29 protein-coding genes are annotated in these 25,956 nt (G+C 72.1%); 17 read left to right on the top strand and 12 right to left on the bottom strand.

Translation table 11 applies throughout. From position 1 onward, the window contains the following. Window positions 1-7 precede the first annotated feature (7 nt). Window positions 8-1,495: a TrkH family potassium uptake protein gene (locus tag IE118_RS16095; RefSeq protein WP_229846825.1), complete on the bottom strand. Its 1,488-nt coding sequence runs from the start codon at window positions 1,493-1,495 to the stop codon at window positions 8-10. 59 nt (window positions 1,496-1,554) lie between these two features. Beyond that, window positions 1,555-2,868, bottom strand: a complete 1,314-nt coding sequence (gene trkA, locus IE118_RS16090; RefSeq protein ID WP_189558556.1) for a Trk system potassium transporter TrkA — start codon at window positions 2,866-2,868, stop codon at window positions 1,555-1,557. 429 nt (window positions 2,869-3,297) lie between these two features. Here trkA and IE118_RS16085 point away from each other — a divergent pair, with 429 nt between their 5' ends. Next, window positions 3,298-3,615, top strand: coding sequence for a MerR family transcriptional regulator (locus tag IE118_RS16085; RefSeq protein ID WP_189558555.1), 318 nt, complete (start codon window positions 3,298-3,300; stop codon window positions 3,613-3,615). Window positions 3,616-3,786: 171 nt separating this feature from the next. Beyond that, window positions 3,787-4,146 carry a hypothetical protein gene (locus IE118_RS16080; RefSeq protein ID WP_189558554.1) on the top strand — a complete coding sequence of 120 codons (360 nt, stop codon included), beginning with the start codon at window positions 3,787-3,789 and terminating at the stop codon, window positions 4,144-4,146. Here IE118_RS16080 and IE118_RS16075 read toward each other — a convergent pair. Together IE118_RS16075 and IE118_RS16070 are read right to left on the bottom strand one after the other, a co-directional pair. Further along, window positions 4,127-4,465: a CBS domain-containing protein gene (locus IE118_RS16075; RefSeq protein ID WP_373303191.1), complete on the bottom strand. Its 339-nt coding sequence runs from the start codon at window positions 4,463-4,465 to the stop codon at window positions 4,127-4,129. The two genes, IE118_RS16080 and IE118_RS16075, sit on opposite strands and share 20 nt — an antisense overlap. 241 nt (window positions 4,466-4,706) lie before the next feature. Next, on the bottom strand, window positions 4,707-4,910 hold the full coding sequence (locus tag IE118_RS16070; RefSeq protein WP_030342329.1) for a cold-shock protein: 204 nt from the start codon (window positions 4,908-4,910) through the stop codon (window positions 4,707-4,709). A gap of 539 nt (window positions 4,911-5,449) precedes the next feature. On the opposite strand from IE118_RS16070, the gene IE118_RS16065 reads away from it, so the two are divergent. From IE118_RS16065 to IE118_RS16045, 5 genes are all read left to right on the top strand, one after another. Then, a complete protein-coding gene (locus IE118_RS16065; protein ID WP_189558553.1) occupies window positions 5,450-6,082 on the top strand; it encodes a hypothetical protein in 633 nt (210 codons plus the stop codon). Window positions 6,083-6,166: 84 nt separating this feature from the next. Next, a complete protein-coding gene (locus IE118_RS16060) occupies window positions 6,167-6,700 on the top strand; it encodes a SigE family RNA polymerase sigma factor (protein WP_189558552.1) in 534 nt (177 codons plus the stop codon). Next, window positions 6,697-7,422: a hypothetical protein gene (locus IE118_RS16055; protein ID WP_189558551.1), complete on the top strand. Its 726-nt coding sequence runs from the start codon at window positions 6,697-6,699 to the stop codon at window positions 7,420-7,422. The genes IE118_RS16060 and IE118_RS16055 overlap by 4 nt, the downstream gene beginning before the upstream one ends. Window positions 7,423-7,517: 95 nt before the next feature. Continuing rightward, window positions 7,518-8,189 (top strand): enoyl-CoA hydratase-related protein, encoded by a 672-nt coding sequence (locus tag IE118_RS16050; RefSeq protein WP_189558550.1) that lies wholly within the window; start codon window positions 7,518-7,520, stop codon window positions 8,187-8,189. Between the two features lie 124 nt (window positions 8,190-8,313). After that, window positions 8,314-8,661 carry a DUF1330 domain-containing protein gene (locus IE118_RS16045; RefSeq protein WP_189558549.1) on the top strand — a complete coding sequence of 116 codons (348 nt, stop codon included), beginning with the start codon at window positions 8,314-8,316 and terminating at the stop codon, window positions 8,659-8,661. Between the two features lie 30 nt (window positions 8,662-8,691). Here IE118_RS16045 and IE118_RS16040 read toward each other — a convergent pair whose 3' ends face one another. Continuing rightward, window positions 8,692-9,204, bottom strand: coding sequence for a DUF6584 family protein (locus tag IE118_RS16040; RefSeq protein ID WP_189558548.1), 513 nt, complete (start codon window positions 9,202-9,204; stop codon window positions 8,692-8,694). Window positions 9,205-9,389: 185 nt separating this feature from the next. Between IE118_RS16040 and IE118_RS16035 the strand changes: the two genes are divergently transcribed. Next, window positions 9,390-10,172 (top strand): sulfite exporter TauE/SafE family protein, encoded by a 783-nt coding sequence (locus tag IE118_RS16035; RefSeq protein WP_189558547.1) that lies wholly within the window; start codon window positions 9,390-9,392, stop codon window positions 10,170-10,172. A gap of 38 nt (window positions 10,173-10,210) precedes the next feature. Next, window positions 10,211-11,227: an SMI1/KNR4 family protein gene (locus IE118_RS16030; protein WP_189558546.1), complete on the top strand. Its 1,017-nt coding sequence runs from the start codon at window positions 10,211-10,213 to the stop codon at window positions 11,225-11,227. A 40-nt stretch (window positions 11,228-11,267) separates the two neighbouring features. Here IE118_RS16030 and IE118_RS16025 read toward each other — a convergent pair whose 3' ends face one another. From IE118_RS16025 to IE118_RS16005, 5 genes are all read right to left on the bottom strand, one after another. Further along, window positions 11,268-11,810 (bottom strand): DUF1360 domain-containing protein, encoded by a 543-nt coding sequence (locus tag IE118_RS16025; protein ID WP_189558545.1) that lies wholly within the window; start codon window positions 11,808-11,810, stop codon window positions 11,268-11,270. Then, entirely contained in the window at window positions 11,794-12,795 is a 1,002-nt protein-coding gene (locus IE118_RS16020; protein WP_189558544.1) for a Rieske (2Fe-2S) protein, read from the bottom strand. Before IE118_RS16020 ends, IE118_RS16025 begins: the two co-directional genes overlap by 17 nt. Window positions 12,796-12,910: 115 nt before the next feature. Continuing rightward, window positions 12,911-13,501, bottom strand: a complete 591-nt coding sequence (locus IE118_RS16015; RefSeq protein WP_189558543.1) for a hemerythrin domain-containing protein — start codon at window positions 13,499-13,501, stop codon at window positions 12,911-12,913. A gap of 12 nt (window positions 13,502-13,513) precedes the next feature. Next, window positions 13,514-14,713, bottom strand: a complete 1,200-nt coding sequence (locus IE118_RS16010) for a hypothetical protein (protein ID WP_189558542.1) — start codon at window positions 14,711-14,713, stop codon at window positions 13,514-13,516. A 317-nt stretch (window positions 14,714-15,030) separates the two neighbouring features. Further along, window positions 15,031-15,639, bottom strand: coding sequence for a hypothetical protein (locus tag IE118_RS16005; protein ID WP_189558541.1), 609 nt, complete (start codon window positions 15,637-15,639; stop codon window positions 15,031-15,033). Window positions 15,640-15,942: 303 nt separating this feature from the next. On the opposite strand from IE118_RS16005, the gene hemL reads away from it, so the two are divergent. The 8 genes from hemL to IE118_RS15965 all read left to right on the top strand — a co-directional run bounded on the left by hemL (window position 15,943) and on the right by IE118_RS15965 (window position 24,654). Beyond that, window positions 15,943-17,259 (top strand): glutamate-1-semialdehyde 2,1-aminomutase, encoded by a 1,317-nt coding sequence (hemL, locus tag IE118_RS16000; protein ID WP_189558540.1) that lies wholly within the window; start codon window positions 15,943-15,945, stop codon window positions 17,257-17,259. After that, window positions 17,256-17,945, top strand: coding sequence for a histidine phosphatase family protein (locus IE118_RS15995; protein ID WP_189558539.1), 690 nt, complete (start codon window positions 17,256-17,258; stop codon window positions 17,943-17,945). The genes hemL and IE118_RS15995 overlap by 4 nt, the downstream gene beginning before the upstream one ends. Window positions 17,946-18,121: 176 nt before the next feature. Next, window positions 18,122-19,423, top strand: coding sequence for a polysaccharide deacetylase family protein (locus IE118_RS15990; protein ID WP_189558659.1), 1,302 nt, complete (start codon window positions 18,122-18,124; stop codon window positions 19,421-19,423). 77 nt (window positions 19,424-19,500) lie between these two features. Then, complete coding sequence (locus IE118_RS15985) at window positions 19,501-20,145, top strand: TlpA family protein disulfide reductase (protein WP_189558538.1); 645 nt, start codon at window positions 19,501-19,503, stop codon at window positions 20,143-20,145. Window position 20,146: 1 nt separating this feature from the next. After that, the gene (locus tag IE118_RS15980; RefSeq protein ID WP_189558537.1) at window positions 20,147-20,920 is read left to right on the top strand and encodes a cytochrome c biogenesis CcdA family protein; all 774 of its coding nucleotides are present in this window, start codon (window positions 20,147-20,149) and stop codon (window positions 20,918-20,920) included. A gap of 4 nt (window positions 20,921-20,924) precedes the next feature. Then, window positions 20,925-22,664 carry a cytochrome c biogenesis protein ResB gene (gene resB / locus IE118_RS15975; RefSeq protein WP_189558536.1) on the top strand — a complete coding sequence of 580 codons (1,740 nt, stop codon included), beginning with the start codon at window positions 20,925-20,927 and terminating at the stop codon, window positions 22,662-22,664. Continuing rightward, entirely contained in the window at window positions 22,661-23,773 is a 1,113-nt protein-coding gene (gene ccsB, locus IE118_RS15970; RefSeq protein WP_189558535.1) for a c-type cytochrome biogenesis protein CcsB, read from the top strand. Before resB ends, ccsB begins: the two co-directional genes overlap by 4 nt. Window positions 23,774-23,889: 116 nt before the next feature. Beyond that, entirely contained in the window at window positions 23,890-24,654 is a 765-nt protein-coding gene (locus IE118_RS15965) for a CDP-alcohol phosphatidyltransferase family protein (protein WP_189558534.1), read from the top strand. A gap of 128 nt (window positions 24,655-24,782) precedes the next feature. Here IE118_RS15965 and IE118_RS15960 read toward each other — a convergent pair whose 3' ends face one another. Then, entirely contained in the window at window positions 24,783-25,382 is a 600-nt protein-coding gene (locus tag IE118_RS15960; RefSeq protein ID WP_189558533.1) for a TetR/AcrR family transcriptional regulator, read from the bottom strand. Window positions 25,383-25,573: 191 nt separating this feature from the next. Beyond that, window positions 25,574-25,900 carry a PLD nuclease N-terminal domain-containing protein gene (locus IE118_RS15955; RefSeq protein WP_189558532.1) on the bottom strand — a complete coding sequence of 109 codons (327 nt, stop codon included), beginning with the start codon at window positions 25,898-25,900 and terminating at the stop codon, window positions 25,574-25,576. Window positions 25,901-25,956 lie beyond the last annotated feature (56 nt).

The following is a 25,956-nucleotide window of genomic DNA, read 5'->3' as shown; positions in this document are numbered from 1 at the left end:
GCACGCCCTACGCCCGCCAGTAGCCCCGCCGCAGCAGGACCGCCAGGGGGACGATCTCGATGCGGCCGAGGAGCATCAAGGCGGTGAGGGCCGCCTTCGACAGAGTCCCGAGCGGCGCGTACGAGCCGAACGGGCCGAGCTCGCCGAACGCCGGGCCGACGTTGCCGAGGCAGGCCGCGGCGGCACCGAGCGCCGTGAAGGCGCCGTTCCCGGGCGCGCTCCCCCCGGCGTCGACGGCCAGGCACAGCGTGCCGAGGGCGAGAGCGAGCACGTAGAGGAGGGCGAACACGAGCGCCGAGCGGAGCGCGCGGTTGTCGACCACCCGGCCGCTCACCCGCACCGGGAGCACGGCGTCGGGGTGGACGGCCTGCTCCAGCTCGTGCCGGGTGAAGCGGAAGAGGGTGAGATGGCGGACGACCTTGACCGACCCGCTCGCCGACCCCGCGCACGCCCCGACGAACATCAGCGCCAGCAGGGTGAGCGCGGCGAGCGTCCCCCAGCCGGACCAGTCGAGCGTCGCGAAGCCGGTGGTGGTCATCACCGACACCGTCTGGAAGACGGCGTGCCGGACGCCGCCGAACCCCTCCACCACCCCGTCCGCGAACAGCTCGACCGCCAGCACGGCCGACCCCGCCACCAGCAGCGCCAGGTACAGGCGCAGTTCCTCGTCGCGGACCCCGGCCCGGAACTGGCGCAGCACGGCGAACCGGTACAGCCGCAGCAGGTTCACCCCGGCCACCACCATCAGCGCGCACAGCACCCACTGCGTCACCGGCGCCAGGCCCCGGGCCGAATCGCCGTCCGGGGTGAACCCGCCGAGGGCCACGGCGGACGTCGCGTAGGAGAACGCGGTGAACAGGTCCATGCGCCGGTCCAGTCCGGTCCACCCCAGACCGGCCAGGACCAGGACACCGGCCGCCGTCACCGCGAGGTAGATCTTCCACAGCCGCCGGGCGGTCCCGCGCACCGTCGCCCCGAGGGACTCCATCTCGACCGGCCCCGGCAGCTCCGAGCGCAGCAGCTCGCGGCCCCCGATGCGCAGCCGCGGCAGCACCGCCAGCGCCAGCACGATGATGCCCAGACCGCCCAGCCCGTGGGTGAGCTGCCGCCAGAACAGCATGTCGGTGCCGAGCGCGTCCACGTCCGTCAGCACCGTCGCCCCGGTCGCGGTGAACCCCGACATCGCCTCGAAGTAGGCGTCGGCCGGCCGGTCGAGCTGCGGGACCCGGCCCAGCAGGAACGGCAGCGCGCCGAAGGCGGGCACGAGCAGCCACACCGCGACGACGACGAGGAACCCCTCCCGGACGCCCAACGGCGGCCGCTCGCCGGTCAGCCGCCGGAGCGCCAGACCCACGACCGCCGACCCTGCCCCGGCGACGAGGAAGGGCCACGGGGGCTCCCCGGTCGCCAGCGCGACGGCCGCCGGGGCGAGGAACGCGAGCGCGAACCAGGCGAGCAGCGCGCCCACGACCCCCAGCGCGGTCCGCAGGTCCACGCCGAGCCGACCGCGCGCCGGCCACCGGCGCGCACGGCCCGGCGCCGTGCGCGGGAGCGTCACAGGTCGTGCTCGATCGCGGGCACGCGACCGGGCTCGCTGAGCACGACGGCGCGGTCCCCGGGCCGCAGTTCGTCCTTCCCGCCGGGGAAGAACACCGCACCGTCCCGGACGATCGCCCCCACCCCGGCCGCGGGCACCGCGTCCACCGGCCGGTGCGCGTACCGGCTGTCCGCCCGTACGGTGATGTCGAGCACCTCGAAACGGTCGTCCCCCAGCATCGCCACCTGCCGGGTGCGCTCGCCGAAGCCGAAGCGGGCCATCTTCTCCGCCGTCTCGTCCCCCGGGTCGATCGTCACGTCGACTCCGGCCGCCTCGAACACCGCGGCGGCGGCGGGATCGTCCAGGACCGTCAGCGTCAGCCCCACCCCGTGCAGCCGCGCCAGCACCGCCCCGTGCAGATTGCGCGAGTCGTCCCCGCCCGCGAACACCGCCGCCCCGGCCGTACCGACGCGTTCCCGGCGCAGGAACTCCGCGTCGAGTCCCGAGGCGTGGTAGACCCGCGCCCGGTCCAGCGCGTCCGCGGCCGCGCGCGCCCGTTCCGCGTCCGGCTCGACCACCCGTACGGAGATCCCCGCGTCCAGCAGCACCCGGGCGATGGCCGTCCCCCTCCGTCCGGCACCGAACAGCGCGACCTCGCCGACCGGGTCCGCCCCGCTGACCAGCCGGCCCCACGCGCGCGCCGCCGCCGGCGACGCCATCACGATCACCCAGTCGCCGGGCCGCACCACCTCCCGCCCGGTCGGCCTGATCCACTCCCCGTCCCGCACGACGGCGACCACCCGGGAGTTCCCGGGCAGGCCCGCGTCGGACAGGGGCCGCCCGGCGAACCGCGGCGGTCTCGCCCCGTGCACGTCCATCCCGAGCACGACCACCTCACCGCCCGCGAAGAAGTCCACGTGCCGGGCCCCCGGCACGTGCAGGACACGCGCGACGGCACTGGCGGTCTCGTACGCCGTCGAGACGAGCAGGTCCACGTCGAGATCACCCGCGCGCCAGGCCGCCAGGTAGTCCGTTCCGGTGGCGCGCACCACCGTCCGCGCCGACGACAGCCGGCGGGCCAGCATGGCGATCACCAGGTTCACCTCGTCCCGGGAGGTGCACGCCAGGACCAGCTCCGCGTCGGCCACACCGGCTTCGAGCAGCGTCTCGCGCCGGGTGCCGCTGCCCCGCGTGATCCGCACGTCGTAGGTGTGGGACAGGGCCTGCAGGCGTGCCTCGTCGATGTCGATCACCGTGCACTCGTGCGTCTCGGCGAGCGACTTGACCACGGTGTGCCCGACCTGGCCCGCACCCACCACGATGACCCGCATACCGGCATCGTGACACGCCCGGTCCCCGGCCGCCGCGCCGCCCGCGATCGCCGGGCGTCACCGCGCCTCCGGTGATCCGGTCACCTGTACGGAGGGAAATCTGTCGCCGTCACTGTAGACATTCACGGAAGGGAGGGGTACCTTCTCTCTTGTAGCCGAGAAGTCTTCGAGAAAGAGAGAAGGAGGCGGACGCCATCAGGATCGCCCGGGCCGGCAGGGTCCGCCCGGGTACCGCAGGCCCCGGAACGGAAGGTGGTCCCACGGTCACGCATCCGCGATCCCCGCACATCCCGCCCCGCAGACGGGGCCGGTGCGGAAACAGAAGGCCGACCGTGCAGTAGGTCGGCAGATGGTGTTACAAATCCCTCGGGGCCTTGGTGCCGGTACGGCACCAAGGCCCCTCGACGTATGAACCCGACAGAGGTGCAGATGACCGCAGACACACCGCTCGACCGACTCGACGACGACGACTACCCCGCCTACACCATGGGCCGTGCGGCGGAGATGCTGGGCACCACGCCCGCCTTCCTGCGGGCACTCGGTGAGGCACGGCTGATCACGCCCCTGCGGTCCGAGGGCGGCCACCGCCGCTACTCCCGCTACCAGCTGAGGATCGCCGCCCGGGCCCGCGAGATGGTCGACCAGGGCACCGCCATCGAGGCGGCCTGCCGCATCATCATCCTGGAAGACCAGCTGGAAGAGGCCCGTCGCATCAACGACGAACTGCGCCGGAAGGCGGACGCCTGAGCCGGACCTCCACCGCGAACACCGTCCGCGCCGCCCTCGCCGGCGGCCGCGCGGGACCCGGCCTCACCCTGCCGGACGAGCCGCCCGGTGACCGGGCCGAACGCCGCGGCCGGGCCCGGAGGGGGCACCGCGCATGTCACCCGGACGGGCCGGTGCATAGAATCCGTCGTCATGATGAAGCCCGACGAGCTGATCATCAAGATCGCTACCCTGGTCGAGTCCGGACACAGCAGCCAGATGTCCCTGACCGTGGTCACCGGTGGTGCCGTCATCACCGGCCGCCTGGCCCCCGAAGCCGTGTGGCGGCAGCGGGTGGCGGAGGTGCTGACGGACTCGGCCCAGCTGAGCGGTTTCTCGACCGTGTTCGACGCCCCCGCGGCGGGCGACGGCCCGCCCACGCACCTGCACTTCCACGTCGCCCGCATCCTGCAGGGCGCGGTGGGCATCCCGGAGACGGGCGGGATGTACCGCGTCGCCATCGAGGACGTCAGTGCCTGGACCGTGGGGGATTTCAGCTACTCCGACCACTGAAGGCCCCGTGCCGGGCCGCCGACCCGGCGGCGCCGACATCGCGCAGACGCATCCGGTCCGTGTAGGCGAGACCGTCCCGCACGGCCGTGAGTCCGACCCGGGTGACCACGTCGGTGCACCGGTCGTCCTCGTCACAGACGGCGAGGTGACCGGTCCGGGCGGCGGCCATGACGGACAACGCCACCTCGACGGTCATGCCGTCCCAGACCCGGGGCCAGGCGGCCGTCACGGCGGTGTCCACCGTCCCGGTGGCGCTCGTCGCCGTCGCGGGGAGGGCGGAGGCGTCCGCCGGACCGGAATACGTCTGAACCAGGGACAAGAAGTGTCTCCCGCTGGATGGATCGGTTTCCTGACCGCGTCGGTGCCCGCTCGATCCGAAAGGAAGAGCGGCGCGGAAACGCCGTATCAGGAGACTCGGAGAAAGGGAAAAGGGTCCGACAGGATGCGAAAACGCCGTCGGACCGGAGGGAAATCTGCCGGAATCCGCAGAGCGGAATACGGCAGCAGCTGGGGCCCGCACCCCGAAGGATGCGGGCCCCAGCTACGTGGTGCGCGTCAGGTCAGGCGGGAACGATGTTCTCGGCCGTCGGGCCCTTCTGGCCCTGCGCGATGTCGAAGGACACCTTCTGGCCCTCGAGCAGCTCGCGGAAACCCTGGGCGGCGATGTTCGAGTAGTGGGCGAACACGTCGGGGCCGCCACCGTCCTGCTCGATGAAGCCGAAGCCCTTTTCCGCGTTGAACCACTTCACGGTTCCAGTAGCCATGTCATATCTCCTTCGGGGGCAGTGCGTCGGTATCCGCCGTGTGCGGGCACCGTGTCGCCGCGATGATCACCCCGCCGGAAAACCGGGATTGCACAAGCACCCCTCCGGTACGCATGCCGGACGAGAGCGCTGTAAATTTCGGGAACCACAACTGCAACTGCGATCGACAGTAGCACGCCGAGGCGCTCTGTGTATTTTGCCTGAATTCGCTCCGGTCGGCGCCGTAGCGAATCTGTGGACACCTCCCGCGCAATTCTGATGTCGCGGATACAGATAAGACGTGGCACGGCACACCCCCTGAAGGCGGGGACCCGGACACGCCTTCCGGACGATGTGCTCCCCGCTCCGCGAGTCCCGTCGCGAGAGCGGTCGGCGGCTGGTCGCGTGGACGCAGGTCGGGGCCTCACGCCGGAAACCTGCCCGGAGGTGTCATCCGGGGCGGTGACAGCGGGAGTTGGTAGGGGTGGAGAGGCGCCCTCCACCCACCAGCCCGCGTGGACCTCGAGAAGGTCCGTGTTCCCGCAAGGAGTTGCCCGTCCATGAAGCGGACGCTGAAGTACTACCTGACCGGCGCGGTCGTCACGGCGGCCGTGGCCGGCATGGCCACGATGTCGTACGCCGCACCCGCGGCCCCCTCGCACGGTGCGCCGGCCCAGGCGGAAGCGGCGCAGCTCCAGGCCGCCGCCCCCGCCGGGAAGGACGGGGCCGCCACGGCGATCGGGCGGACGACGGGGAAGAAGGCCCCGACGCCCCGCGTCGTCGCGCCCGGTGAGCGGGTGACGGCCGCCCCGGGCTTCCAGCTCTGGCTCACCGCCGAGGGCAAGCACTGGACCACGCCCTCCCTGCCCGGCCTGGAGCAGTTCCGCAGTGTGGTCGACGGCAACATCGACCTCGGCACACCGGGTGTCTCCGTGCAGTCGGAGATCTCGGACGGCCGCGCCTACCTCTCCGGCCTGTACTACGGCGGCAGGGGCACCGCGTCCACCGTCGAGATCGAGACGGCCTCCGGCACCGTCCGCGGCAAGCTCATCGAGCTGTCCGGCAAGCCCGGATGGGGCGTCTGGTACGCCACCGCCGACGTCACCCCCGACGGCGGTCCCCTCGGCTTCGTCTCCGAAGTGACCGTCCGCACCACCAAGGGCACCCTGTACGCCCAGCTGACGACACGGTGACCCGCGGGCGGGGGCCCCACGGGGCCCCCGCCTCCGGCACCCTCCCCCTCCTCCCCCCGCACCCGACCCAGAGGAACCGCGTCCGTGCCGCAGGACGAGACAGCCGCACCCTCCCCCCTGAGCCCCGACTTCGCCGTCTACGCCGGCGCGGCCTGGAACCGTCTGGTGCGCACCGCCCTGCTGCTCACCGGGGACTTCCACGAGGCCGAGGACCTCGTGCAGACCACCCTGGCCAAGGTGTACGCCCGCTGGGGCCGCATCCCGCCCGACGAGGTCGACTTCTACGTACGGCGCTCCCTCGTCAACAACAACCTCAGCCGGTTGCGCAGAAGACGCGTCACCCACCTGCTGATGCCGTTCCTCCCTGAACGCGTGCACCAGCCCACCGGCGGTCACGCCGAGTCCGTCGAGCACCGCGCCGCGATCATGGACGCCCTGGCCACCCTCTCCACCCGCCAGCGGACGGTCCTGGTCCTGCGCTACTGGGACGACCTCACCGAGCCCGACATCGCCGAGCTGCTCCACTGCTCCCTCGGCACCGTCAAGACCCACGCCCGGCGCGGCCTCGCGGCCCTGCGCGCCCACCCCGCCTTCGCAGCCTCCGGAGCCCGCCGATGACCGACCGCGCACCCGCAGCAGACGCAGGCCCGGAGGGCGCCGGGGCCGGACGGCTCCGCGAGGCACTGGCCGAGGCGGCGCACGACGTCACCCCCTCCCGGGTGCCGCTGGCCGCGGTGCAGCGTCGCGGCCGGCGACTGAGGCACAGGCGGCGAGCGACCGTGCTGGGCGCGGGAGGCGCCCTGCTGCTGCTCCCGCTGGTCCTCGTGGCACGGCCGGGCACGGGCCCCGGCCCGGCTCCCGCCACACCCCCGGCGGCCTCCGCGTCCCCCTCGCCCGCCCCCTCCGTCCGTCCGGCGCCCCGCGTCGTCGCGCCCGGTGAGCGGGTGACGGCCGCCCCGGGCTTCCGGCTCTGGCTCACCGCCGAGGGCAAGCACTGGACCACGCCCTCCCTGCCCGGCCTGGAGCAGTTCCGCAGCGCGGTGGGCGGCAACATCGACCTCGGCACCCCGGGTGTCTCCGTGCAGTCGGAGATCTCGGACGGCCGCGCCTACCTCTCCGGTCTGTACTACGGCGGCAGGGGCACCGCGTCCACTGTCGAGATCGAGACGGCCTCCGGCACCGTCCACGGCAAGCTCATCGAGCTGTCCGGCGACCCGGGGTGGGGCGTCTGGTACGCCACCGCCGACGCCGCACCCGGCGCGGGCCCCCTCGGCTCCACTCCCGACGTCACCGTCCGCACCACCGAAGGCGGGGTCTACGCCCGGCTGGCGGCTCCCTGAGGCGGCCCGACGTCACGGGACCCACCGCGCCTTGCGCCGTACCTCACCCACCCGTAAGTTACTGGCGAGTAGACCATCACGTCGTAGGAGTCGCCATGCCGTCGCTCGACCGCCATGAGAACGTCTTCGTCCTGGATCTGGGTGACGGCGAGAACCGCTTCCACCCCGACTGGATCGACGCGGTCGGCGCCGCACTCGACGAGGTGGAGAAGGCGGAGGGCCCCCGCGCGCTGGTCACCGCCGCCACCGGCAAGTTCTACTCCAACGGACTCGACCTGGAGTGGCTGTTCGCCAACGCCGACCACTACCACGACTACGTCGTCTCGGTGCACGAGCTGTTCGCGCGGCTGCTGTCGCTGCCGCTCGTCACGGTGGCCGCCCTCCAGGGCCACACGTTCGCCGCCGGCGCGATGTTCTCCCTCGCCCACGACTTCCGTGTGATGCGCGCCGACCGCGGCTACTGGTGCCTGCCCGAAGCGGACATCGACATCCCCTTCACCCCCGGCATGTCCGCCCTCATCCAGTCCCGGCTGGCCCCGCAGACCGCGCACGAGTGCATGACGACCGCCCGCCGCTACGGCGGCGCCGACGCCGCCACCGCCGGCATCGTCGACCGGGCGGTCCCCGAGGACGCCGTGCGCTCCACCGCCATCGAGATCGCCCAGTCCCTGGTGGGCAAGGCCGGCGACACCCTCGGCACCATCAAGGCCCGCATGTACGCCCCGGCCCTCGCCACCCTCCGCGACACCGCCAACCCCCTCGGCTGACCCGGCACCGCACCGGGGGCCGACGGCGCGGGCGGGCCCGCTTACCTGTCAGGTCATCGACCCCGGGGCGGCGGGCCTGCCATGCTCACGGCGTACGGAGAAGCCCGTCGACCGGAAGGACGTCATGCCCGCCTACGTCATCGCCCACCTGCAAGAGGCCGCCCCGCACCCGGAGATCGCCGAGTACATGGAGCGCATCCCGGGCACCTTCGAGCCGTACGGTGGACGCTTCCTCGTGCACGCCACGCAGCACGAGGTGAAGGAGGGCACCTGGCCCGGGCACGTCGTGATGATCGGCTTCCCCGGGATCGCCGAGGCCCGGGCCTGGTGGGACTCGCCCGAGTACCAGGAGATCGCACCGCTGCGTTCGCGGCACATCGCGGGCGACATCATCATGGTCGACGGCGTCCCGGAGGGTTACGACCCGTCCACCACCGCCCGGGCGGTACGGGAGGCCGTGCCCGCCGAGTAGCCCACGGCCGAGCGAGGGCCGGGCGACGGCTCAGCCGACCAGGGCGATCAACCCGTACACCCAGATCCCCACCATGCCGAGCAGCACGGTCAGGCAACCGGCTCCCACCAGGAAGCCGCTCAACCCGCCCCCGCCGGCCTCCGGTCCGTCGTCCCGGGCGGACGGTACCGAGTCCCAGTCCACCGGGCGCCCCAGAGCCTCGGAGCAAGCGGCCCGCACCGCCGTCAACTGCTCCACGGCGAACCCGGACGGGGCGAGACCCTCGGCACCACGCCACGCGAGCGCCCGCATTCGCTCCGGGGGCGTCCGGTACCTCGCCTCGAAGGCGGCGGTCTCGCCCTCGTCCCGGTCCTCCTCCAGGTACATCCAGCGCCCGGCCTCCGCGGGCTCGCCGTACAGCCGGTACACCTCCGCCAGGCGACGGCGGAGCGCCAGGTCGGTGGGGTACGAGGAGACCAGTCCGCGCAGACGCTGACGCGCCACGGGCACGCGCCCGGCCGCCAGGTCGGCGTCCACTCGGGCCAGGGTGACTGTCAGGGGCATGCTTGCATGATCAGCGAGAGTCCGGTTGTCTCTCGACCCCTTTTCCACCGTCCACCCCTCACCGGGGCCTCGGCAGGAGGACACGACAGCGGTTGTCCCCGGGCTCGGGAGGCGGTTGGATCGCACGCGGGACGTGTCCGCGGGTGCGGGGGGCGCCCGGTCCGGAGTCTTCCCCGGGGGTGGTCGTGGAGTGGTCGACGGGGTTGCTCGGTGTCGCCGCCGGGTTCCTGATCGCGGTCGCCACGGCACCCGTGGGCGTCTCCGGAGCGGTCTTCCTGCTGCCCGTGCAGGTCAGTGTGCTGGAGGTGCCCAGTCCCTCCGTGACCCCGACGAACCTGCTCTACAACATCGTGGCAGGACCCGGCGCGCTGGTGCGCTTCCGGCGGGCCGGACGACTGGGCGGACCGCTGACCCGCCTGCTCGTCGCCGGCACCGTCCCCGGCGTGGTCGTCGGTGCCGTGATCCGGGTCTTCGCCGTGCCCGGACCGCGCGTCTTCCGGCTCCTCGTCGCCGCGCTGCTGCTGCCGCTCGGGCTGTGGCTGTGGCTGCGCACCGTGCGCCCCGCCCCGGCCCGCGCTCCGCACCCACCCTCACCCCGTACGACGACGACGCTGGCCCTGGCCGTCGGCGTCGCCGGTGGCATCTACGGCATCGGCGGCGGCTCCGTACTCGGCCCGATCCTCGTGGGCCGCGGAACACCGGTCGCCACCGTCGCCCCGGCCGCCCTGGCCTCCACCTTCGTGACCTCCGTCGTCGGAGCCGTGACCTACGCGCTGCTCTCCTTCACCGCCACGGGCGACGTCGCCCCCGAATGGCTGCTGGGCCTCTCCTGCGGGGCCGGCGGCCTCCTGGGCGGCTACCTCGGCGCACGCCTCCAGCCGCGCCTGCCCGAGACCGCGCTCCGCCTCCTGCTCGGCACCCTCGCCACAGGCGTGGGCGCCCTCTACGCGGTGCAGACCCTGCGCTGACCCTCCCTTGTCCCTGGCCCGTGGTTCACTCACCGGCCATGGACGAGAAGGAACTGCTCGAAGCCGTGACCTCCCTGGTCCGCCCGGGCGGGCGGGAATTGGTGTGCGGCCGGCCCGGGCACCCGGCGGGGCACGCATGCCTGGCGGTGTCCGGCGGCATCAGCCTCCCGGCCCTGTCCCGACAGCTCAGCCGTCGGTACGGGCAGCTGCGCAACCTCGCCATGGGCGGTTACGTCGATCCGACGGTGACCGGCCGAAGCGGGCTGCCGCTCCTGGCTCCCTTCACCGGGGAACTGGTCGAGATGCGCGGCTGGGCCTCCGGCACTCGATGGATCGGCTGCGGTGCGGTCCGCGCCGGAGACGGCGAACACCTGGTGGTGCTCGTGGCGGAGCGGCCCGCGCCACCGCCGGAGGAGGCTTCCCGGGAGGACGCGCGCGACGCCGCACGGCCCCGGGCGGCGACCGCGGCGGAAGTGGTGACCGCACTGCCCGAGGATCCCCGTACGTGGGCTCGGCGAGTGATCGACCTGACCGGGTGGGAACCGCTCGGGATCCCCGTCGACTGGGCGGCGGTCGAAGGGGAGCTGGGGGTCACGCTGCCGGCGGACTACAAGGAGCTGTGCGAAGCGTTCGGCGGCGGAGTCTTCAGCGACTCCGTGTACTTCCTGGGACGCGACGAGGGCGTCTCGTTCGACCTCATGGCACAGTGGCGCGCCTGGCTGTCGGCCGACCGGGACAGCACGGGGGGAAACGCCTCCGCCGTCGAGCCCTACACGGTCTACGCACCGGGCGGCACGGGACTGCTCGGGTGGGGATCCACCGAATGGGCCGACGGGTACTTCTGGCTCATCGATGCCGAGCGGCCCGGCGAGCACCCCGTCCTCGTGCGCTCCGACGACGGCGAACAGTGGCACCGGTACGACATGTCCACCTCCGAGTTCCTCTACCGCGTCCTCGCCGACGCCGATTTCCGGCCCTTCGGCATCGCGCGGTACGACCTCGGTGTGACCTTCCTGCCCCCTTCCGGCGGCATCGTCGACGGCCGGCCGCTCTGACGAGAGGCCGGCCGTCCCACCTCCGGGGGCATGCGGTCGGTCAGTCGCCGGTCGTGCGGTCCAACAGCGCGCCGTACGTCAGCTGGAGGGCGTCCGCGCCGGCCAGCGCGGTCAGTGCCCCCATGGCGGTGCGGGTGGCGCGCGGCCAGAGCAGCTGCCCCGCGGTGAGCGTCGAGGCCACCCAGACACTCATGCAGAACGGGCACGTCACCAGTTCGCCGACCGTGTCCTTCGCGCCCTCGGACCGCGCCTCCTCGTGCAGCTCCGCCGGTCCCTGCGGGCCGTGGAACGTGGTGAAGGGGGCCCGCAGGGGGCTGGTCACCGACGCCTTGCTCAGCAGCCGGCTCAGCCGGAAGGTGGCCACCGCGGTCAGCGCCACGTCCCAGGGCACGGGCCGGTCCGGCAGCGGGCGGCCGCGCAGCCCGACCACCGCCGCCCACCCGGCCGTGTACACGCCGAAAGCCGCCATGGCGGTCAGATAACCGCGCAGCGGGCGGTCCTCCCCCGCCGAGTACGTGCGTTCGGTGCGTCGCCACCGCCGCCGCAGACCTTCCGCGAACCGGCCGTCAGACGGTGCGCCCATGTCCTTCGTCCCCTTCCCGGCGCGGCGGCCGTGCCCCGTCCGCCCCCGCCCATGTCGCCGCCGCGTCCGCGCCACGCCCGGCCGGTGTCTCCGGCCCGTCCGCACGGCGCAGCCCGATCTCCACGTGCCCGTCGACGACACGGGTGTCGAAGGCGGGCTGGGGCGCGGTGGCGGGGCCGCGGACGTTCCAGCCGTCCGAGAGCCGGAAGACGCTGCCGTGCCAGGGGCACGTGACGCAGCCGTCGGAGACCGTGCCCTCGGACAGCGGACCCGCCAGATGACTGCACCGCTCGGCCAGCGCGTGGAAGGTCCCGCCGATCTCGCGCACCACGAGGACCGGCACGTCGTCCACGGCACGCCGCACGGGGCGGCCCGCGGGGAACTCGTCCACCGTGCCGATCCGGCGCCAGCCCCCGCCGACGACGTACGGAACCTCCTCGGCGTGGTTGGCGCCGGAAGCCTGCCGGTAGGCCAGGTGGCCGCCCAGCATGCCTGCCGCACCGACCGCCGTCAGCCCGAGGAAGCCGTACGCGCGGCCCGCTCGGGCCCGTCCGGCGAGACGGCAGACGAGGGAGGCGCCGTACAGTCCCACGGCCGTCGCGTTGGCCACGGCGTGCACCAGGCCCACCCGGGTCTGCGGGCGACGCAGCTCGGCCCAGTCGACCGCCCCCGCCAGCGCGGCGGGACCGGCCGCCGCCAGTCCGACGCCCACGAGGAGACCGGCCTCGCGGGACCGGCCGGGCCACAGGTCGAGCACGGCGGCGGACATCCAGCTGCCGATCGGCACCTGCACCATCAGGGGATGCAGGGGATGACCGAGCCACCTGCCGTGCAGGGCGTCCCGGGCGCGGCCCAGCGGGAGGGCCCGCACCCCCCTGATCAGCTTGTCGATCGCCGCGTCCGCCCTGGGATCACGCTCGATGGTGTCGAGCAGCCACAGCATCCGGTTCTGGCCCGTACGGCGGCGAGCCGGCTTCTTGCTCATGCGACGCTGGGTTTCCCCGGCGGCGGGGGACAAACACCGGCCCCGGGCAACCGGGCCCGCGTCCCGGCCCGGCCCGGCCCGGCGGGTGTGCCGCCCGGCCGGGGGGAAAGCGCCGTCAGCCCTTGCCCATGGCCTTGCGGACGGTGTCCTTGGTGCGGTCCATGAGGGCGGCGACCGGTCCCAGGGCCATGTTCTTCGCGCCGGACTCGACGCCCGGGTGCGGCCGGGTGGGGGCCATGGCCTCAGCGGCCTTGATCGCCTTCGCCATCGCGGCCAGCCCGGTGACGTCGGCGCTGCGGCGGATGTGGGTGAACTCGTAGCGTTCCTCGGCGCGCGCGTGCTCCTGGACGTCCCTGCGCAGCTTGAGCAGCTGGGGCATGAACGTCGGGTCGTCGGTGTCCAGTTCGTCGAGGGCGGCGAGTGTCTCCTTGGCCGCCTTCTCCTCGGCGAGCCGGTCCTTCACCACCTGCTCGCCGCCGGGGAAACCCTTCCGGGCGAAGGGGTGGACGACCTCCTCCTCGGCGGTCTCGTGCACGGCCAGCAGCCGCACCAGGCGACGGAACGCGTCACGGCGTTCCTCACCCGTGGCCGCCTCGACCTCGTCGAAGAGGTTGCGGATGTCACCGTGCTGGCGCATCAACAGCGCGACCACGTCGTCGTCCTCGGCCATGTCGTCCCCGGCGTGCGGGGTCCGCAGCTCGGACATGTCGGTCCTCCCCTACTTCTCGCGCTGTGCGGGGTCGGGGTGTTCGCCCTCGGTCTGGACGCGGTACTCGCGGCCGAACATCTCGTCGTGCTCGGTCATCACCCGGTCGCTCGGCGGCGCCTCCCCGCCGTGGATCTGCTCCTGCATCCGCTCGAACCGCTCGTGCGCCTCGCGCACGTAGCCGGCACCCAGCGTGGTCAGGTCCATCTGGGTGTCCAGCAGCTCACGCAGGTAGCCCTTGTTCGGCTCGAAGGTCAGCACGTCGGGCAGCTCGGGGGCCAGCACCGAGGCGGGGTCGCGCCCGTCGTGGCGGCGCATCAGGTCGCAGGCGGCGTGCAGGTGTTCCAGCTCCATGTTCAGGTGCAGCTCCCAGATCGCCTTGACCTTGGGGTCGCTCTCCTGCTCCATGAAGGAGTAGTACAGGTAGCACTCGTTGTACTCGTGGTTGACGAGCTGCTCCCACCACGTCTCACCCGGGTCCACGAGGGACTCGTAGTGCGTGACGTGTTCCTCCTCGATCAGCCCGATCTCCTGGTAGAGCTGACGGGCGATCGGCTCCATGTAGGTGGGGCCGGTGTTCATGTAGAAGTTCATGGTCTGCTGCTCCGCCGACATGATCGTCAGCGCGTGCAGCTTGGACAGCGGGTTCGTCTCGTCCTTGGCGTACGGGTCCCGCACGTTGTCGACCGGGTCGCGGTGGTGGAACCGCGTGGGCCGGCCCGGCATGACCTCGGTCAGGTTGTCGACGATCGACTCCGCCTTGCGGTGCTCGATCATCTCGTACAGGTTCGCGTACCGGTACAGGTGGTCGAAGTCCTCCAGCACACCGAACTGGTACGCCTGCTTCAGGTACGGGTCCGGTTCCATCCGCGCCACCCACGCCGTCAGGTCCACCGCGACCTGCTCGTAGGCGATGGTGGTCTCCAGCACCGAGGAGACGCCCGGGAGCAGCCAGTTGACGACCTTCTGCTGCTGCGCCTCGATGTAGCGCACCCGGGCCAGCTGCCGCTTGATCTCGGGATCGGGCGTGTGCCGGGCGAGCTGGTGGCTGAACAGGATCGCCTCGACCTCGATCCCGTTCATCGTGATGATCCGGCACCGGGTGTACGGGTCGCAGTGGTCCGGGTCGATCGGGTCCACGTTCAGCTCGCGCCAGCTGCGCAGCTGGCGGTCCAGTGGGATGCCCCGTTGTTCGAGGGGATTGAACGTCATGGGGCTGCCTCCTGGGGGTGAGGGGGACTCGCGCGCCGCTGGGGTACCCCGTGTCGGGCGACGAGCACGGACGCGACCCTCAGTCTGTTCACGAGCGGCCTTTTCCGGCCACCGCTCACGGCCCCGGGCCCGCCGGTTCCCCCGGGTGGCTCATCGAAGGGGGCGGACGCCGGGCCGGCCGGCGGGATCGTCCGCGGCCGACCGGGGCGGACGGCGCGGGAAGAGGCCTCTCCCGGCACACGACGAGGGCGGGTCCGCCCACCCCGCCCGGAACGAGCGCGACCCGACGCCGGGACCGCACCAGATAGGGAGGCAGCTCAGGGCCACACCAGGCAGTAGGGCTGGTGCCCCGCCTCGTGCAGCCGGTGCGAGAAGTCCTGCCACTCGTGCAGCAACTGGTAGACGTTGAACGCGTCCCTCGGACCGCCGCGGTCCGGGACCGTGGACCAGATGAACGCCGCCGCGCCGACCGCCTCCTCGCCTATGCCGCGCAGGGGGTCGACGACCGTCATGGGGAGCTTCACGACCGCGTAGTCGGGGTGCAGGACGACCAGTTCCAGGGGCGGAACCTTGTGCAGGGGGACGCCCTCGATGCCCGTGAGGACCATCGCGGCCATGGTCTCGGGCTTGATCTTGGTGAACATGCCGTTCATGCCGAGCTCGTCGCCGCCGAGTTCCTCGGGGCGCATCGAGATCGGGACGCGGGCCGCGGTGGCGCCGTCCGGTGCGCCGAAGTACTTGTACGTCACCCCCACCCGACCACCATTCCTGCTCCCCGCCCCGCTCAGGGGGCCGATCCGCTCCGGCTCGCCGTGGGTGCGACGTGTCTCGTCCGTGTCCTCCGCCTCGCGTCGGTGCCTTCCCCGCCGGGCACGTCGAGGACCCAGGTCGTCAGTCCCCTCGCCCAGTCCGCCACCGCGATGCATATCTCCACCCGACTGCTTTTCTAGGACGCGTGGCCCCCGCCGCGCAACCCGATCATCGTGACAGTGACCTCCCCCACGGCCGCCCGCCGAAACGTACGGTCGGCATTGTGTCCGGGGGATCCCTCGCCGCCTCCCGCCGCCGGCCCGTGTGAGCTGTGTGTATCAGACGACAGTTTCGCAGATCACGGCGGATCGGGGGCCGGATGCCGCGGGCCGCCGCTGGCCTACCCTGAAACACGTCACACGCACCCGCAGCCCGGCGAGAGTCCGGGACGTCGGAGAAGGTCGGAGAAGTCGCAGGTCATGAGCGAACTGCCATATTCGTACGAAGCCCAAGCCTCGCAGGCGCTGTTCGATCGTGCCGCGGCCGTCACTCCCGGTGGCGTGAACTCACCGGTGCGTGCCTTCCGCGCCGTCGGCGGCACCCCCCGGTTCATGGTGTCCGGAACCGGTCCCTATCTCACCGACGCCGACGGGCGCGAGTACGTCGACCTCGTGTGCTCGTGGGGGCCGATGATCCTCGGACACGCGCACCCCGAGGTGATCGCCGCCGTGCAGGAGGCCGTCGCGCGCGGCACCTCCTTCGGCACGCCCGGCGAGGGCGAGGTCGCGCTCGCCGAGGAGATGGTCGCCCGGATCGAGCCGCTGGAGCAGGTGCGGCTGGTCTCCAGCGGCACCGAGGCCACCATGTCGGCGATCCGGCTCGCCCGCGGGTTCACGCGGCGCACCAAGGTGGTCAAGTTCGCCGGCTGCTACCACGGGCACGTCGACTCGCTGCTCGCCTCCGCCGGGTCGGGGGTGGCCACGTTCGCGCTGCCCGACACGCCCGGCGTGACGGGCGCGCAGGCCGGCGACACGATCGTGCTGCCGTACAACGACCTCGACGCGGTGCACGCCGCGTTCGCCGCGCACCCCGGTGAGATCGCCTGCGTGATCACCGAGGCGTCGCCGGGCAACATGGGTGTCGTCCCGCCGCTGCCCGGGTTCAACCAGGGGCTGAAGGACGCGTGCGCGGCGAACGGCGCGCTCTACATCTCCGACGAGGTGATGACGGGCTTCCGCACCAGCCGCGCCGGGTGGTACGGCGTCGACGGGGTGCGGCCCGACCTGATGACCTTCGGCAAGGTGATGGGTGGCGGCTTCCCGGCCGCGGCCTTCGGCGGGCGCGCCGACGTGATGGCGCACCTCGCCCCCGCCGGGCCCGTCTACCAGGCCGGCACCCTCTCCGGGAACCCCGTCGCCACCGCCGCCGGCCTCGCCCAGCTGCGGCTGCTCGACGACGCCGCGTACGAGAAGGTGGACGCCGTCTCCGCGCGGATCCAGTCCCTCGTCACCGAGGCGCTGACCAAGGAGGGCGTCGCGCACACGCTGCAGAACGCCTCCAACATGTTCTCGGTGTTCTTCACCGACCGGCCGGTGCGCGACTACGAGGACGCCAAGGCGCAGGAGTCGTTCCGCTTCACCGCGTTCTTCCACTCGCTGCTGGCGAACGGCGTCTACCTGCCGCCGTCGTCGTTCGAGTCCTGGTTCGTGTCGACGGCCCACGACGAGCGGGCCGTCCAGCGCATCGCCGACGCCCTCCCGGCGGCGGCCCGAGCGGCCGCGGAGGCCACGGCATGAGCGCGCCGGAGAAGGACGACGTCACCGTCGTCCACCTGATGCGGCACGGCGAGGTCGAGAACCCCGACGGTGTCCTCTACGGCCGGCTGGCCGGCTACCACCTCTCCGAACTGGGCCGGCGGATGGCCGACCGGGTGGGGGAGCACCTCGCCCCCCGGGACATCACGCACGTCGTCGCCTCCCCGCTGGAGCGGGCGCAGGAGACGGCCGAGCCCATCGCCAAGGCGCACGGCCTGGACATCGCCACCGACGAGCGGCTGATCGAGGCGGAGAACGTCTTCCAGGGCAAGACCTTCGGCATCGGCGACGGCGCGCTGCGCCGCCCGGCCAACTGGAAGCACGTCGTCAATCCGTTCAAGCCGTCCTGGGGCGAGCCGTACGTCGAGCAGGTCATCCGGATGATGGGCGCGCTGAACGCGGCGAAGGACGCGGCACGCGGTCACGAGGCGGTGCTGGTGAGCCACCAGCTGCCGATCTGGATCGTGCGGTCCTACGTCGAGAAGCGGCGGCTGTGGCACGACCCGCGCAAGCGGCAGTGCACGCTCGCCTCGCTGACCACCTTCACCTACCGGGGTGACCGGATCGTCTCCGTCGGCTACAGCGAGCCGGCCCGCGACCTCGTGCCCGCGCATCTGCTGGCGGGCGCCAAGCCGGTGAAGGGCAAGGGAAAGGCCTTCGGGGCGTAGCCGCGAGACATCCGGTGTGCAACGGACGTACGTCCCGGGAGGCACGGCCTCTCGGGACTTCGTTGCGAAACCTCCGCATCCGGCGGGAACCCCCCGCCGCGTCGTGTCCTCTGAGTGAGTGACCACCCAAGGACGTGACGAAGGGGGACGCCGTGCGCGCTCTCTCCCGCAGGGGAATGCTCGGGCTCGGTGCGGGGGCCGGTGCGGCCGCCGCCGTCTCGCTGGCCGGCTGCGCCGGCCACACGGGCTCGGACGGCGCGACCCCCGGCCGTTCCCGCTCCGGGGACGGCGGCCGGCCCGGGACGGCGAAGCCGGAGCCGACCAGGACGGCCCGTCCGATCGGCGACGGTTCCACCTCCTTCACCGGCGCCCAGCCCCACCAGCCGGACCGGCCCGTGCCGCTGGAGCCGGGTCAGACGCCCCCGCAGTTCGTCGTCTTCTCCTGGGACGGGGCCGGCGAGGTCGGCAACGGGCTCTTCCCGCGCTTCCTGGACCTCGCCAAGGAGCACGGCGCGGCCATGACCTTCTTCCTCTCCGGCGTGTACCTGCTGCCCGAGTCGAAGAAGCGGCTCTACGACCCGCCGAACAACCCGCGCGGCGCTAGCGACATCGGCTACCTCACCGACGCGCACATCAAGGACACGCTGAAGAACCTCCGCCGCGCCTGGCTGGAAGGCCACGAGATCGGCACCCACTTCAACGGCCACTTCTGCGCCGGCTCCGGCAGCGTCGGCAACTGGACCTCGCGGCAGTGGCGCAGCGAGATCGAGCAGGCCAAGTCGTTCGTGCAGCGGTGGCGCACCAACTCCGGCTGGACCGACCTGGAGCCCCTCCCGTTCGACTACGACAAGGAGCTGATCGGCGGCCGCACGCCCTGCCTCCTCGGCCAGGAGAGGCTGCTGCCCACGGCCCGGGAGCTCGGCTGGCGCTACGACGCCTCCTCGCCCGGCGGCCGGCAGGTCTGGCCGGCGAAGAAGCGGGGCATATGGGACCTTCCGCTCCAGCAGATACCTTTTCCCGGACGTTCCTTCGAAGTCCTGTCGATGGACTACAACATGCTCGCCAACCAGTCCCTCAACACGACCAAGGCGCCCGCCCACAACTACCCGGCCTGGCGCGAACAGGCCGCCGGCGCCTACATCTCCGGCTTCGAGCGCGCCTACGGGTCGAACCGGGCGCCCTTCTTCGTCGGCAACCACTTCGAGCAGTGGAACGGCGGCATCTACATGGACGCCGTGGAGCAGGCGCTCCGGCACATCGCACGGAAGAAGGAGAAGGGCGGCGACGTGAGACTCGTCTCCTTCCGGCAGTTCACCGACTGGCTGGACGTGCAGCGGCCCGAGGTGCTGGAGCGGCTGCGCACCCTGGACGTGGGGCAGGAACCGGCAGGCGGCTGGAAGGCGTTCACGAAGAACACCGCGGGCGGCGCCGGGAACACCGGGGGGACCACCGGGACGGGCGCCCCCGACGCCGCCTGACCTGCGGGACTCACCCGCGAGGGGACCGTGCAGGGGGGTGCGCAAGATCCCCAGAACGGGCATGCGAAACTTTTCACATGAGTGCCGCCAGCCGTGCCCCCCAGCGCTCGAACCGAGCCCCGCAGAGCCGCGCCGGCCGCGTCCGCCGCCGCGTCACCCTGGCCGCCGGCGCCGCCGCGGCCGCACTGCTCGTCCCGGCGTGCACGTCGGGCGGCACGTCCGGCGGGGGAGGCAACACCAACTTCGTGGTCGGCAAGGACGGCATCTCCACGGTTCCCGCGGGCAAGCGCGTCGCCGCGCCCGAGCTGTCCGGCGAGACCCTGGAGGGCAAGCCGCTCGACGTCGCCGACCACCAGGGCAAGGTCGTCGTCCTCAACGTGTGGGGCTCCTGGTGCAACCCGTGCCGCGCGGAGGCCAAGTACTTCGCCAAGGTGTCGAAGGACTACGCCGACAAGGGCGTGCAGTTCGTCGGCATCAACACGCGCGACGGCAGCACCACGGCCGCCCTGGCCTTCGAGAAGGACTTCGGCATCCCCTACCCGAGCCTGTACGACCCCACGGGCAAGCTGATGCTGCGCTTCGAGAAGGGCACCCTCAACCCGCAGGCCGTCCCCTCGACCCTGGTCCTGGACCGGGACGGGAGGATCGCGGCCCGCTCGCTGACGGCGCTCGACGAGAAGCGGCTGCTGAAGATGCTCGAGCCGGTCGTCGCGGAGAAGTGACGTGACGGCCCTCCACACCCTCGCCGCCGAAACGGGCTACAACGGCACCGTGCTCAACGGCGCCCTGCTGGTCGCCCTGCCCCTCGCGGTACTCGGCGGGCTCGTCTCCTTCTTCTCGCCCTGCGTGCTGCCGCTCGTCCCCGGCTACCTCTCCTACGTCACCGGCGTCTCCGGGACCGACCTGGCCGAGGCCCGGCGCGGACGGATGGTCGCCGGCGCCGCCCTGTTCGTCGCCGGCTTCACCGTCGTGTTCGTCTCCGGCGGCGCCTTCTTCGGCTACTTCGGGCAGACCCTCCAGGAACAGTCGGGCGTCCTGTCGAAGGTGCTCGGCGTCCTCATGATCCTCATGGGTGTCTTCTTCATGGGCCTGATGCCCTGGCTCACCCAGCGCGAGTTCCGCTTCCACAAGCGGCCCGCGGCCGGGCTGGCCGGCGCGCCCCTCCTCGGCGCCCTGTTCGGCATCGGCTGGACCCCCTGCATCGGCCCGACCCTCGCCTCCGTGCTGACCCTCTCCGCCCAGCAGGAGAGCGCCGGACGCGGCGCGATACTGACCGTCGCGTACTGTCTGGGGCTGGGCGTCCCCTTCGTGCTCGCCGCCGTCGCCTTCCGCAAGGCGCTCGGCGCCTTCGGCTGGGTCAAGCGGCACTACGTCTGGGTGATGCGCATCGGCGGCACGATGATGATCCTGACCGGTGTGCTGCTGCTGACCGGCGCGTGGGACACCCTCGTGGCGGAGATGCAGACCTGGTCCAACGGCTTCACGGTGGGGATCTGACCCGATGAGCGACACCACTACGGACAACACCCCGAAGGCCGGCGACGACCAGGACCTGGGTGCCGCCGGCTCCCAGCTGTCCACCGCGCCCCGGGAGGAGCCGCCGAACCTCCCCGCGCTCGGCGTCGTCGGCTGGGCCCGCTGGTTCTGGCGGCAGCTCACCTCCATGCGGGTCGCGCTGCTGCTGCTCCTGCTGCTGTCGCTCGGCGCGATCCCGGGCTCGCTCATCCCGCAGACCGGCATCGACGAGACCAAGGTCGCCGACTTCCGCGAGCGGCACGACGTCCTCGCGCCGATCTACGACAAACTGGGCCTGTTCAACGTCTACAGCTCGGTGTGGTTCTCCGCGATCTACATCCTGCTGTTCATCTCCCTCATCGGCTGCATCGTGCCCCGCACCTGGCAGTTCGTGGGTCAGCTGCGCGGGCGCCCGCCGGGCGCCCCCCGGCGCCTGACCCGGCTGCCCGCCCACACCACCTGGCGCACCGCGGCCACACCCGAACAGGTCCGCGGGAGCGCCCTCGCCCTGCTGAAGAAGCGCCGCTTCCGCGCCCACGCCGTCGGTGACGCCGTCGCCGCCGAGAAGGGCTACCTGCGCGAGGTCGGCAACCTGCTCTTCCACATCGCGCTGATCGTGATGCTGATCGCCTTCGCCTGGGGCCAGCTCTTCAAGTCCGAGGGCAACAAGCTGATCGTCGAGGGCGACGGCTTCGCCAACACGCTCACGCAGTACGACGACTTCAAGTCCGGCAACCTGTTCAGCAACGAGGACCTGGAGCCGTTCAGCTTCGACGTCGAGGAGTTCACCGGCACCTACGAGCGCACCGGCCCCAACAAGGGCACCCCGCGCACGTACGAGACCGAGCTCACCTACACCGAGGGCGCCGACGGCGAGGAGAAGAAGGCCCTCGTCAAGGTGAACAAGCCCCTGCAGATCGGCGACGCCAAGGTCTACCTCGTCAGCCACGGCTACGCGCCCGTGGTGACCGTCCGCGACGGCAAGGGCGAGGTCGTCTACCAGGACGCCGTGCCGCTGCTGCCGCTCGACGCCAACGTCACCTCCTCCGGGGTGGTCAAGGTCCTCGACGGTTACCGCAACCCGCAGGGCAAGAAGGAACAGCTCGGCTTCAACGCCTTCTTCGTGCCCACCTTCGGCGGCTCCGCCAGCGGCACGATGCTGTCCCAGTTCCCGGCGCTGGACTATCCGGTGCTCGCCCTGTCCGCCTACCACGGCGACCTGAAGGCCGACTCCGGCATTCCGCAGAGCGTGTACCAGATGGACAAGACCAAGATGAAGGAGTTCAAGGACGCCGACGGCGAGCTGTTCAAGCAGCTGCTCATGCCCGGCGAGACCATGACGCTCCCGAACGGCGCCGGTTCGGTCACCTTCGAGAAGGACATCCGGGAGTGGGCGGGCTACCAGATCGTCCAGGAACCGGGCGGCGGCTGGGCGCTCGGCGGTGCCGTCGTCGCGATCGCCGGACTGGCCGGCTCCCTGTTCATCCAGCGCCGGCGCGTGTGGGTGCGCGCGGTGGAGGGCCCCGACGGGGTGACCGTCGTCGAGATGGCGGGCCTCGGCCGCAGCGAGTCCGCGAAGGTGCCGGAGGAACTCGGCGAACTCGCCGGTCTCCTGTACGACGAGGCGCCGGGCGTGCCGGACCCCGACCCGGACGGGACGCCCGCCAAGACATCCGCATCATCCGATTCCGAAGCCGTGCCTGCCGAAGGGGCTGAGCAGCAGTGACTCTCGCCGCCGCGACCAACGAGAGCCTCGCGGAGATCAGCAACGTGCTGATCTACTCCGCGATGGCGGTCTACACCCTCGCCTTCTTCGCGTACATCGCCGAATGGCTGCTCGGCAGCCGCAGCAAGGTCGCCCGCACGGCGGCGGCCCTGACCCCCCGGGCGGCGGCGAGGACGGCCGGGCCGGCCGTCACCGTGAAGCAGTCCGGCGGCACCGCCGTGATGGAGCGGCCGAAGGTCACCGTCCGCGCCGCGTCGGGCTCGCGCGACGTGCCCGACGGGCCCGGCGCGCACGGCGGGGACGTCAAGGGCGACCTCTACGGGCGGATCGCCATCTCGCTCACCGTGCTCGCGTTCGCCCTCGCCTTCGGCGGCGTGCTCACCCGCGCGCTGTCCGTGGAGCGGGCGCCGTGGGGCAACATGTACGAGTTCAACATCACGTTCTCCACGACCGCGGTCGGCGTGTACCTGCTGCTGCTGGCGCTGAAGAAGAACGTGCGCTGGCTCGGCCTGTTCCTCACCACCTCGGTCCTCCTCGACCTCGGTCTCGCCGTCACCGTCCTGTACACCGAGAGCGACCAGCTCGTCCCCGCCCTCCACTCGTACTGGCTGTACATCCACGTCTCCACGGCGATCCTGTGCGGCGCGGTGTTCTACGTCGGCGCCTTCGCCACGGTGATGTACCTGTTCAAGGACTCGTACGAGAACAAGCTGGCGAACGGCGGCAAGCCCGGCAGCTTCGCGACCTCGTTCCTGGAGCGGCTGCCCGCCGCCGCCTCCCTGGACAAGTTCGCCTACCGCGTCAACGCGGCCGTGTTCCCGCTCTGGACGTTCACGATCATCGCCGGGGCGATCTGGGCGGGTGACGCGTGGGGCCGCTACTGGGGATGGGACCCCAAGGAGACCTGGTCCTTCATCACCTGGGTCGCCTACGCGGGCTACCTGCACGCCCGCGCCACCGCCGGCTGGAAGGGCCGCAAGGCCGCCTACCTCGCCCTGGCGGCGTTCGGCTGCTGGCTGTTCAACTACTACGGCGTCAACATCTTCGTCTCCGGCAAGCACTCCTACGCGGACGTCGGCCTGGGCGCGCTGCGCGCGGCCGGTTTCTGAGACCGGTCCGGTCCCGGGACGGGGCGGGCGGGGGCGACGGTCCCGCGCCCGCCCCGTCTCTGTACCCTGGCCCGATCATCGCCGCACGGGCGGCAGTTGGGCCTGGGAGGAACGTCATGGGTGCTCCGGCACTGGAGGAGCTGCGGGAGGTCTGCCAGCCGCAGGCCAAGATGGAGAGCCGCAACGGCGAGCACTGGGCCGGCTGGCTCTACATGCGCAGGCTCTCCCTGCGCACCACCCGCCACCTGGTCCGCACCCCGGTCACCCCCGACCAGCTCACCTGGACGATGGTGGTCTGCGGAGTGGCCTCCGGCGCCGCGCTGATGATCCCCGGCCTGACCGGCGCGATCCTCGCCGTGATCCTCATGCAGCTGTTCCTCCTCTTCGACTGCGTCGACGGCGAGGTCGCCCGCTGGAAGGGCCAGAACAGCGCGACCGGCATCTACGTCGACCGGCTCGGCGCCTACCTCGCCGACGCGGCACTGCTGGCCGGCGCCGGCTACCGTGCCGCCGAGTCGGGCGTCGGCGGCTGGCTGTCGGTCGGCATAGCCACCGCCCTGGGCGTCGTCCTGCTCAAGGCATCCACCGACCTGGTGGACGTCGCCCGCGCCCGGCGCGGCCTGACGGTCGCCGACGACGAGTCGACCCGCCCCCGCTCCCAGGGCGTCGCCACGGTCCGCCGCATCGCCGCCGCCTTCAAGATCCACCGGGTCACCAACGGCATCGAGGCGTCCCTCGTCCTGCTCGCCGCCGCCGTCGCCGACGCGCTGACCGACAGTATCGACCCCACCCGCTGGGCCCTCGCCGCCCTCGCCGTCATCACCTGGGTGATGGTCCCCGCCCACCTCCTCTCCATCCTCTCCTCCTCCCGCCTCCGCTGACCCGACGGCTCACCCGCCCGGGTGAACACCGCCGGTCCGGCTCTCCGCAAGGGCCCGGTTCCGCCGGGCCGTTGTCGTCCCGGAGGCCGGGGAGATCTTCGCCGGGGAGTGACGCGGCCGGGCCGCGCTCAGCTCGCGTTCGCGCCGATCGACCGCCAGATCCGGTCCGGCAGGACCTCCGCCGCCTCGTCGAGGTCGACGTCGCCGAGGGTCAGCCAGCGGCGGCTGACACCGATGACCGGGCCGAGGACGAGGGACTCGAGGAGCGGGACGGGCAGGGGCGCGACCTCGCCCGACGCGACGTGCCGGCTCACCCACGCGGACAGCGGGGTGAGCCGGGCCTCCTGGGCGTCACGGAGCCGCTGCGCCTGCCGCATGCCGATCTCGTCGGCCCGCGAGGAGTGCAGCAGGAGGCCCGCGTCGCGGTGGTCCCGGATGAAGGTCAGGTACGCCCGAACGAGGGCCTCGACACCGGTGCGGGCGGAGTCCGACCGCTCCAGCGCCGTGACCATCTCGCTCAGCAGCCGCTCCAGCCAGCGCGTCAGCAGAGCGGTCAGCAGCCCGTCCATGCTGCCGAAGTGGTGGTAGAGACTGCCGGGACTGACCCCGCTCACCCCGGTCACCGCGCTGACCGTGAGGCCCTGTTCGCCCGACTCCCCGTAGACGCGCAACGCGGCGTCCAGGAGCTGGTCGACGGTGACCTCACCACGGTGCTGCTTGGGGCTCATCGCGGGGTCGCCGTACCCTTCGGGCTTTTCTGGAGTGAATTTCTAGAATTCTCTTCCAATCCTAGCCCGCGCTGGTTCAGACTGACCCCTGCCGACGTGCGGTCCGCCCGTCGCGGGGGAGCGGGGCGGACCGCACCCGGCGGACCGGGCGAGGGAACACGACGACGGGGCGCACGGCATGGACCGCCCGGTCAGCCGGCTCCGCCGCGGTCGCCGTCGCCCGGCTTGTCGTCCTTGTCCTTGTCGTCGTCCAGCGACTTCAGGAACTCGGGGTTGTCGTCCGGTGCCACCCACTGGCGGCGGCCGCCGCCCCACGCGGAACCGCCGGTGCCCGCGGGGTGCCGCTTCTTTCCGGCGATGAGCCAGGAGATCGACCCGACCAGCGGGAAGAGGAGCACGAGGATCGCCCACAACGGCTTGGGCATGTGCCGGATGTCCTCGTCCTTCGTGCTGATGCAGTCGATGAACGCGTACACGCTCAGGGCCAGTGGCACGAGGAACATCAGCACCCGCAGCATGGGGCCTCTCCAGCTAAAGCACGAAAGCGGTGGGCGGTACAGGGCCAGGGTAACCG

This window comes from Streptomyces pilosus, from assembly GCF_014649835.1.
Classification (GTDB): Bacteria; Actinomycetota; Actinomycetes; order Streptomycetales; family Streptomycetaceae; genus Streptomyces; species Streptomyces pilosus.
This window is presented reverse-complemented; position numbering and strand designations above follow the sequence as displayed.